The sequence below is a fragment of the Moorena sp. SIO2C4 genome (assembly GCF_010672485.1).
Lineage (GTDB): Bacteria > Cyanobacteriota > Cyanobacteriia > Cyanobacteriales > Coleofasciculaceae > Moorena > Moorena producens.
The window spans coordinates 1-9,408 of sequence record NZ_JAAHGN010000179.1 but is presented as its reverse complement, the minus strand read 5'-3'; the positions used below and the strand labels follow the sequence as shown (position 1 = coordinate 9,408).

The following is a 9,408-nucleotide window of genomic DNA, read 5'->3' as shown; positions in this document are numbered from 1 at the left end:
TTGTTCCAACTGTTGCGGGGAGCTTCTAGTAGCGACTTCAAAGGGAGCTTGGCTGGCAAGAGTCCCTGTCTAAATAAGAATGTAATTCAAGAAATTCCTACAGCAGTAATTCCTCCCTCTGGTGGTGTATCTGGCTGGTCTTTCCAAGACACGCCATTGGGTGCCAGAACTCGCCATGGTGCTGGAGCTACTGCTGAAGGTAAAGTTTACCGAATTGAGGTAACTGGCTATAAGTCCCCTGGTGCAGTGAATCGGGTATCCAAATTCCGGCGCAGTAACCAGGTCTACTTGGTTCCATATGATCAGCTGTCCAAAGAGTACCAGCGGATTCATAAGCAGGGTGGCGTGATTGCAAGCATCACCGTTGTGTAATTAGGATTCAATCGGGATTCAAACATTTATCGCCTGGGAAAGTTCGTGTATTTCTGCTTGCTTTGGCAGCAATCCAACTAGTTTGCTGCCAAAGAAGGTAGAGGTGCAGTGGAATGAAGCGTTGCTTGCTTTGTATTGGGAAGGAAAATCCCCTTTATTTTGAATAAGTTTTTTGCAAGGAGAAATTTAAATGGTCAGTACAGCGCCTACTGCCAAGTTTGGTCTAGATTCAGATCTCATCTTTGAACTATGGCCTACTAGCGGTATTGATGAAGTACAAGCTGTAATTCGGGCAGTTTATCGTCAAGTTTTGGGCAACCCCCACATTATGGAGAGCGAGCGGCTGGTGAATGCTGAATCGCAATTATGCGATCGCAACATCAGTGTCAGGGAATTTGTCCGGGCTGTTGCTAAGTCAGATTTCTATCGCGCTCGGTATTTTGAATCCTGTGCGCCCTACCGATTTATTGAGCTGAACTTTAAGCATTTATTGGGTCGTGCTCCCCTAGATCAGACAGAAATTTCGGAACACATCCGCATCTGTATTGAGCAGGGTTACGATGCTGAGATTGATTCTTACATCAATAGTGACGAGTACCAAGTTAAGTTTGGGGAGAATATCGTACCCTACTATTGTGCTAGTAGCCAAATCGGTCAAAAGCAGGTGGGCTATAACCGTACTCTATCCTTGGTAAGGGGTAATTCAGAAATTGATAGCTCCATCAAAAGCTCTTGCTTGGTAGAAGCAGTTGCTACCAATAGCACCAGCGAAATTGTGCCACTGGCAGGTTGTCGTGCTGCCGCTTATGCTGATGCTACCGAAAAGATCTTCAAAATTGTAGTCCGGGGTGCGATGTACGGGGGTCGTCGGCGTCGTAGTACCACTGAGTACATTGTTCCTGGCAGCAAGATGACACCCCAAATTCAGCGGATTAATCGTACTACCGGGACAATCGTCAGCATTACAGAAATCTCCTAATATCTGGGGTTTGGTCTTTTCGGAAGTTTTAAAGGACAGATAAAAATGGGAAATTTAACTCGGTCAGCTGTTCTAGGCTTGGATGCCTTTGAAGGTGATCCATTAGAATTACGGCCTTTTTCCACTGAAGATGATTTACAAACGGTAATTCGAGCTGTTTACAAGCAGGTTTTGGGCAATGCCCACCTGATGGAGAGCGAGCGACTCACCAATGGGGAATCAATGTTGCGGAATGGGGATATTACTGTCCGTGGCTTTGTGCGCATGGTCGCTCAATCATCCCTGTATCAATCACGATTTTTCCAGGGGTCTTCTCCCTATCGGTTCATTGAACTTAATTGCAAGCATTTGCTAGGTCGTGCTCCGCTAGATCAAGCTGAAATCTCTGAGCACGTCAGCCTTTACAATCAACAGGGTTATGAAGCGGAAATCGATTCCTATATCGATAGTGACGAATATCTCCAGAATTTTGGCGAGAACGTCGTTCCCTACCCCCGCAGCATCCGTAGCCAATTGGGAATTAAGAATGTGGGCTTTAATCGGATGTTCTCGTTACTGCGAGGCTCTGCTACCAGTGATAGTGGAAAACCAGCCCAGCTAATTACTGCTGTAGCTGGTAATATATCTCCAAAAGTTAAGGCTCCAGCGGTTGGAAATGGGGCAGGTTATGGCAACACTGGCAAGCGTTACCAGATTGCTGTTTCCACATGCGCTGCTGCAGCCCGGTTGAATAAGTATAGCAAGCTGAACTATCAGGTTAGCTACGAGCAACTCTCTGAACAAGTGCAGAGTATTCATAAAAGCGGTGGCAAGATTCTCAGTATTACTGAGTTAAATTGATCGAGTAGCCCGGTTATCAGTTACTAAGTCAACGTAAGTATTCAGCCGTCAGCTGTCAGCCGTCAGCTAATCAACGGGAATTAGTAAACAACCTTACGGGCTGGTACAGCTAGTTGAAAATCCCTGCTCGTTTTACTCATCCCACCCCGTTCAGTTAAAGCGCCTGCTAGCTGATAGCTGATAGCTGATAGCTGATAGCTGAATGCTTACAAGTCAACAGTTAATGGTAATCAAGAAAAACTGTTAACTGTTAACTGATAACTGATAACTGGTAAGTGAATAGCTGTGTAATTCAGCTAAATCTGAGCAAAGAATCTAGGAGGAATTTAAATGTCACTTTGGGTAATCGATGCTGACCCGGTAGAGTTGCGTCCTGGTGCAACAGAAGATGATGTGCAGACAGTGATTCGGGCAGTTTACAAACAGGTTCTAGGTAACCCGCACTTGCTGGAATGCGATCGCTTAACTACTGCTGAAGCGATGCTGCGCAATGGAGACATCAGTGTACGGGGCTTTGTGCGCATGGTCGCTAAATCAGACTTGTATAAGTCCCTGTTTTTTGATTCTGCTTCCCAGTATCGTTTCATTGAGCTGAACTACAAGCATTTTCTAGGTCGTGCTCCCCAGGATCAAACAGAAATTGCCGAACACGTTCAAATTTATAACACTGCTGGCTACAACGCTGAAATCGATTCTTATATCGATAGCGCAGAGTATCAGTCGAGTTTTGGCGAGTTTATTGTCCCCTATCCTCGTAGTAATACTACCGAAGTTGGGATTAAGAACGTAGCCTTTAATCGGACGTTTTGTTTGATGCGGGGATATGCTACCAGTGATAGCAGTAACCAAGCTACCCTGATTAGTGATTTAGCGGCTAATCTGTCTACCAAGATTACTGCTCCTGCTGGGGGTTCAGGTAATTACGCCAATACAGGCAAACGCTTTAAGGTTACTGTAGCTAAAGCTGGTGTTGGTTCTCGCTTTAAGCGGAGTAATGCTACCTATGAAGTGGGTTACGACCAGCTGTCGGCGAGGATTCAAAATATCCACAAAATGGGCAGCAAAATTGTCAGTATTACTGAAATCGGTTAGGTTGACTGTCAGGATTCAGGTAAGCTATCAGCTATCAGCTATCAGCTATCAGCTTTACGTAACTCAGCATTATTCGAATGCTTAGCTCTTTTCTTGATGCAAAGCGCGAGTGGGGGAAAACCCCGTGAGGCCACTGCATCGCTTATTCGCGCATCACCTCAAGTAGCGTGCGCTATGGGCATAAGCGGAAGACTGACGGCTGACGGCTGAATGCTGACGGCTGAATGCTTACGGATTCAGTAGTTGATCTGAGCTAAGTATCTAGATGTTAGTTTTTGGAAATAGGTTGTGAACAATCAACAGCTATTTTCCAAAAACTAACACTATTGATTAGATAATTGTTCATTAATTAATGGCAGCGGTATTGAATTTTATGAATTCATAACTTAGTAAATTCAAAGTACTTTCCCGATGTTAGGAATAATTGCAGATGGCACTAGCACTCTGAGGGATTAGAGCGATCGCACAGTTGTACTAGAGGGAAAAACTAGAGGGAAAAATCTCTGTCACCAAGATATAATAAGCACAAATGACTATACGGTTAAGCTTCCTAGAAAAATTAAGGATTTTAGGATTTTTTTCAGTCAATCAGCCTAGGGTCAATTAGCCAAGACCATATAACAAGGTTAACGTTAACCAAAAATAATTTAATACTTATATTGTTCAATTATTTTTTTTTATATTCACTGATAAAGACTCTTTAATTAAAGTGAATTCAATAGAAAGTTAAGAAAGTAGTTTTTGTCATTTTTTTTTAAATTAGTTGTTTATTAACTTTAATTAACAACATTTAACAACGATGGATTGGGAGGTCTTTTAGATGGTAATTGGTTTTATAAACCCTGTACTGACACGAGCCCCGCAATTAGGGGTGGCATCATTTCAAGACACAGACCCAGTTGAACTGTGGCCTAGTCATTCTCAACAAGAAATAGAAATTGTGATTCGGGCTGTCTATCGGCAAGTCTTGGGGAATACCTATGTCATGGAGAGTGAGCGGCTCACTGTGCCCGAATCCCAACTCAGAAAGGGAGAAATTTCTGTCCGGGAATTTGTGCGGCAAGTTGCTAAATCTGAGCTTTACTACTCCCGATTTTTCGAGACTTGCTCTCGTAACCGAGCCATTGAGTTGAATTTCAAGCATCTCCTTGGTCGAGCTCCCGAAAGTTATGAGGAAATTATTGAGCATACAAGGGTGCTTGATCAAGGGGGTTATGAGACTGAAATCGATTCTTATATCGATAGCGAAGAATACCAGCTGGCTTTTGGGGAAAACCAGGTTCCCTATTATCGGGGTTACAAAACCCAAATAGGCAAGAGTACAGTAGGATTTACCCATCTCTTAAAACTGTTGCGTGGTGCAGCTGGTAGCGATCAAGCAACTGTTTGGCGGGGGAATTGGTCTCGGTTGAATCAGTTCCTGATGACCAATAGCCCCAGTAAGATGGAGGCGCTTTCTGGAGCTGGTGATGTAGTAAAACCCACAGATGTCAATAAACTCCTGGCTAATGTTCTAGGTCTCAATAAAGGCCAACCAGCAGGTCCGGTAGAAACTCAAACAGCACCTAAGATTCTCACAGAAGCTGAAAAACTGCTGCAAAACACGACTCAAACCTGGCAACGCCAGTATCAAGCCTGGGAAGAAGTTGATCCGATTGAGCTGTGGCCAGGTCGTTCGGAAGCAGAAATCGAGACGGTGATTCGAGCAGTTTATCGTCAGGTTTTGGGAAATGCCCATGTTATGGAAAGTGAACGGCTGACTGTCCCGGAATCCCAGATCAAGCGGGGGGAAATCACTGTCCGTGAGTTTGTGCGTCAGGTTGCCAAGTCCGAGTTGTATCGGTCAAGGTTTTTCGATATCTGTCCCCGCTACCGGTCAATTGAGCTGAATTTTAAGCATTTGCTCGGTCGTGCTCCTGATGACTACTCTGAGACTTTCTATCACAGCCAAGTACTTGATCAAGAAGGTTTCGAGGCGGATATTGATTCCTATATCGATAGTGACGAGTACCAAGAGGTCTTTGGGGAGAATGTTGTACCCTTTTACCGGGGCTATAAAACCCAAACAGGCAAAAAGCTCCTTGGGTTTACTAACATGTTGGTGCTGATGCCGAGCGTTTCTAGCTCTGATAAAGACAATGTGTCAGGGAATCCACCAAGGCTGAATAAATCAATTATTTACAATAATCCCCTTGGACAAGCCCCAGTTACTGATATCCAAGCTTTATTGGATGAAGTACTCAAGCCCAAAATCCAACCGCAGGAAGCTCCCACAGAAGCTGAGAAACAACGCTCAGAAGCGTATCAAGCCATCGAACGGAAATGCCAAGAGCAAGAAGAACTGCTGGAAACCTTGCAGCAACAGCTGGCAGAGTTACGACCATTGGCTAGCTTTGGAGAATCACAGTATAGCAAATGGCAGTCTTACAGTTCTTCGACCAATGGTGGTAGTGGTTTCACCAGCATTGCGGACCAAATCCCCATGGCAGCAGCAACTGTAGAGCCAGACAGTTATGAAGCTCTGCAACAAAAGTCTGAAAAACAAACGAACGAAATTGCCACCTTACAAGAAAAGATTGCTGATCAGCGCCGTTTAGCTATGATTGCAGAAACCCAGTTGAATAAATGGCGTCCTCGTAGTTATTAGAGGAAAAACTTAGTACTTATTAGAGCTGCTATTAGCTCTATGGCCAGTTGCCATAGAAATGTGTAGGTTGTTGAAGGTTGACTGTTGAGAGTTTACTGACAGCGGTCAACCTTCAACAACTACCTGGAAAATATAAGCTTTTAACTAAAGCTTTCAACGTCAGCATTCAGCTATCAGCATTCAGCTATCAGCCTATGCGCTACGCGCACGCTTTGCGAAGAGCTTTTGCATAAAAGAGGTCAGCATTCGAATAATGCTGAGTGAAGTCCCAGCGTCGTTCGCACAGCGTGGCCATTCGCGTAGCGTGGCCAACGGCCAAGGCCAAAGCCTGTGCCACAAAGCTGATAGGCTTTTCCCCAGACTTTCAATTTTATTCTAAGCTGACCGCTGACCGCTGACCGCACCTCAAGTAGCGTGCGCGTAGCGCATATGCTTACCTTTCAACTAAAGCTTTTAACGAGGTACTTTTAACAGTAAAATATATAGACTTTAAATAGCCGATCCGGAGGAAAAGCCAATGGCCAAGAAAAGCCGTAAAACTGCTAGCCAGTATTCAGAAGGTAAGTCCAAGGTGGGAATATCCCTGACCCCTACAGGCATTGGCTTGTTAACTCAGATGGCTCAGAATACTGGATTGTCCCGCTCGGAACTAATTGAGCGTATCGCCAGAGGTAATATTGCGATCGCATGCCAGCAGGCAAGGATGACCATCACCGTTGAAAATCCACCGGAGGCAAAGGAAACATCCCCCAACAATGGAGCCACAAAATCTCCAACCAAGATTCAAGTAATAGAGGGTCAACAACCGCTACAACCTGATGTGTCTGAGTCTGGTACTTCTGGTGTATCCCAAGAAGATTACCAGTCTTTACAACAGCAGGCTCAAGAGCAAGCTAATGTGATTGAAGACTTACAGAAGCAGCTAGCTGACCAAAAATCTGAAACTGCTGAACAGACCGAAAGTTATCAGTCTCTGCAACAGCAGGCTAAAGAGCAAGCTAATCTGGTTAAGAAATTACAGAAGCAGCTAGCTGACCAAAAATCTGAAACTGCTGAACAGACCGAAAGTTATCAGTCTTTGCAAAAGCAGGCTAAAGAGCAATCTAATCTGGTTAAGAAATTACAGAAGGAGTTAGCCGAGCAAAAATCTGAAACTGCTGAACAAACCGAAAGCTATCAGTCTTTACAAAAGCAGGCTAAAGAGCAATCTAATCTGGTTAAGAAATTACAGAAGCAGCTAGCCGAGCAAAAATCCGAAACTGCTGAACAGACAGAAAGTTATCAGTCTTTACAACAGCAGGCTAAAGAGCAATCTAATCTGGTTAAGAAATTACAGAAGCAGCTCGCAGACCAAAAATCTGAAACTGCTGAACAGACCGAAAGCTATCAGTCTTTACAACAGCAGGCTAAAGAGCAAGCTAATCTGGTTAACAAGTTACAGAAGCAGCTCGCAGAGCAAGAATCTGAAACTGCTGAACAAACCGAAAGCTATCAGTCTTTACAACAGCAGGCTAAAGAGCAAGCTAATTTGATTGAAGACTTACAGCAACAGCTGTCTGAACAAAAATCTCTAGCAACACAACAGGTAGAGAGTAACCAGGCTCTGCAACAGCAGGCTCAACAGCAAGCTAATCTGGTTAACAAGTTACAGAAGCAGCTAGCTGAGCAAGAATCTCAGGCGGCCCAACAAGTAGAAAGTAAAAGTAATCAGTTTCTACAGCAGCAAACTCAAGACCAAGAGAAGCGTATTGCTGAGTTAGAGCATCAGTTGTCTGAGCAACAATCTCCCGCTAATCAACCTACCGAGAGTTATGAGTCTTTGACACAGCATAATCAAGAGCAAGAGGATCGTATCGCCACTTTACAAAAACAAATTGTTGAGTTAAAGCGTTGGGCAACCCTTGGCAAAGCAGAGTTGAATAAGAGGCGTAGCCGGAGATTGTTTTAGTTAGTGCCCGAAAGCATCAATAATAATGTCAAGTCCCCTGGCTTTCTTAGTTGATAGTTTTGGGGATAGTTTTGGCATTCAAGGACAACAAATAATTGGATTATTCTGGTCTTATTATGGAGATCGTTTTCTGCTTGAACCAAAGTTGATCACCTGTTCCAAGCGTGATATCGAACTAGCCGCTGATTCTCGGATATAGGGGTCGGCTTCCTGATTTTCAGCGGTAGCAGATAGCACTTCCATAGCTCTCTCATCTCCCAAAGAACCTAGGGCATGTAGCACAGCAACTTGAAGGGCAATATCATCGATGTCCAAAGCAGCCACTAGGGCTTCAAAAGCTGGTGGACCAATGGTTCCCAGTGCGCCAACTGTCGATATTTTGACAACGGGATCTGGGTCTTTAAGGGCGGTTTGTAGACTCTGCAACCCCACAGTTGGGAAGGTTTCTTCTGAGTAGTTAAGAGCGATCGCAGCCAGCGCTTTAGCACAGCTAGCTCGTACAGTGTTATTTTCACTGGTTGTTAAAGTTTCTGCCAATACCGGTACAGCATCAAGACCAATCACACCTAGAGTTTGCACTGCTGCTCGCCGATAAACCACATCCTCATCACCCAAAATTGCCATCAACTCAGGAATAGTATTCTCGGTGCGCTCTGCTGCAATCTGCCGCATGGCTCTTTCTCTGAGTCTAGGATTTTTATGTTTTAATTGTTGATATAACTCTTCTGTAGACATTAGTAGATAGTAGTAAATATCAGTATACAAATAGGTAAGCATTCAGCCATCAGCTTATGTGCTACGCACACGCTACGCGAACAGTTATCAGCTATCAGTTATCAGCTATCAGCTTATGCCCATAGCCCACGCTAATTGAGGTGCTTTTGAATAAAATAGGTAAGCATTCGTTTAATCTCTGTTATCTCTGCTGTCAGGGATTCATAAAGCTGACTGCTGACTGCTGACTGCTGACTGCTGACTGCTGACTGCTTACAAAAATATGAGTAGTCATCAGTCTATAACCTGAGTTAGAGAAAACTAACTTGATTCAGGAGTTTCGATAACAACAACTAAGGGGTTCTTAGGAAAGTGCTGAACCTGATTCAGGCACAGCACTTTCCTAAGATCCCCCTTTAGTCCAAAGTACTAGAGGCAGCTAATCACTACAAACAGTGGATAGCAATAATCCTATGACATGGAGTTGATTACATAGTCAAGATAACCCCGGTATTCAACCAAGGCTTGGGCAGACATATCACGAGGAGCGCAACCACGATCCCGGAGGAAGGTCAAACCAGTAACATAGGTAGCTGCATCGATACCTAAGGCTTTGTACACTTCACGAGCGCCAGCAATACCCCACTCATCTAGAGGACCAGTACCACCAACAACTAGGCAATAGTTGATCAAACGCAGGTAGTGAACGATGTCACGCTTGCACACAATTTTAACATTTCAAGGCTTAGTACAACAATGCTTTTCCTTCCTCATGCAGATAACAAACTATTGATTTGAAATGATGATTTTGAAATA

The 9,408-nt window shown here is 44.1% G+C and carries 9 protein-coding genes and 1 pseudogene; 7 read left to right on the top strand and 3 right to left on the bottom strand.

Annotated elements, in window-relative coordinates; translation table 11 throughout:
• From F6K20_RS12260 to F6K20_RS12235, 6 genes are all read left to right on the top strand, one after another.
• A partial coding sequence (locus F6K20_RS12260; protein ID WP_287294841.1) for a phycobilisome linker polypeptide occupies positions 1 to 372 on the top strand: 372 nt, incomplete at its 5' end.
• 190 nt (positions 373 to 562) lie between these two features.
• Positions 563 to 1,351, top strand: a complete 789-nt coding sequence (locus F6K20_RS12255; protein WP_287294839.1) for a phycobilisome rod-core linker polypeptide — start codon at positions 563 to 565, stop codon at positions 1,349 to 1,351.
• A gap of 45 nt (positions 1,352 to 1,396) precedes the next feature.
• The gene (locus F6K20_RS12250) at positions 1,397 to 2,191 is read left to right on the top strand and encodes a phycobilisome rod-core linker polypeptide (protein WP_287294837.1); all 795 of its coding nucleotides are present in this window, start codon (positions 1,397 to 1,399) and stop codon (positions 2,189 to 2,191) included.
• A 330-nt stretch (positions 2,192 to 2,521) separates the two neighbouring features.
• Positions 2,522 to 3,283, top strand: coding sequence for a phycobilisome rod-core linker polypeptide (locus tag F6K20_RS12245; RefSeq protein ID WP_008183171.1), 762 nt, complete (start codon positions 2,522 to 2,524; stop codon positions 3,281 to 3,283).
• 820 nt (positions 3,284 to 4,103) lie between these two features.
• Positions 4,104 to 5,930 (top strand): phycobilisome rod-core linker polypeptide, encoded by a 1,827-nt coding sequence (locus tag F6K20_RS40600; RefSeq protein ID WP_008183169.1) that lies wholly within the window; start codon positions 4,104 to 4,106, stop codon positions 5,928 to 5,930.
• A gap of 77 nt (positions 5,931 to 6,007) precedes the next feature.
• A complete protein-coding gene (locus tag F6K20_RS12235; protein ID WP_287294835.1) occupies positions 6,008 to 6,163 on the top strand; it encodes a hypothetical protein in 156 nt (51 codons plus the stop codon).
• Between the two features lie 6 nt (positions 6,164 to 6,169).
• Here F6K20_RS12235 and F6K20_RS12230 read toward each other — a convergent pair whose 3' ends face one another.
• A complete protein-coding gene (locus tag F6K20_RS12230; RefSeq protein WP_287248227.1) occupies positions 6,170 to 6,298 on the bottom strand; it encodes a hypothetical protein in 129 nt (42 codons plus the stop codon).
• Between the two features lie 149 nt (positions 6,299 to 6,447).
• Between F6K20_RS12230 and F6K20_RS12225 the strand changes: the two genes are divergently transcribed.
• Positions 6,448 to 7,878, top strand: a complete 1,431-nt coding sequence (locus F6K20_RS12225) for a coiled-coil domain-containing protein (protein ID WP_008183168.1) — start codon at positions 6,448 to 6,450, stop codon at positions 7,876 to 7,878.
• A 114-nt stretch (positions 7,879 to 7,992) separates the two neighbouring features.
• Here the strand turns inward: F6K20_RS12225 and F6K20_RS12220 are convergent, their stop codons facing one another.
• Together F6K20_RS12220 and F6K20_RS12215 are read right to left on the bottom strand one after the other, a co-directional pair.
• Positions 7,993 to 8,655 carry a HEAT repeat domain-containing protein gene (locus F6K20_RS12220; protein WP_008183166.1) on the bottom strand — a complete coding sequence of 221 codons (663 nt, stop codon included), beginning with the start codon at positions 8,653 to 8,655 and terminating at the stop codon, positions 7,993 to 7,995.
• Between the two features lie 408 nt (positions 8,656 to 9,063).
• Positions 9,064 to 9,315 (bottom strand): annotated as a pseudogene (locus tag F6K20_RS12215) (bilin-binding protein); the annotation flags it as partial.
• Positions 9,316 to 9,408 lie beyond the last annotated feature (93 nt).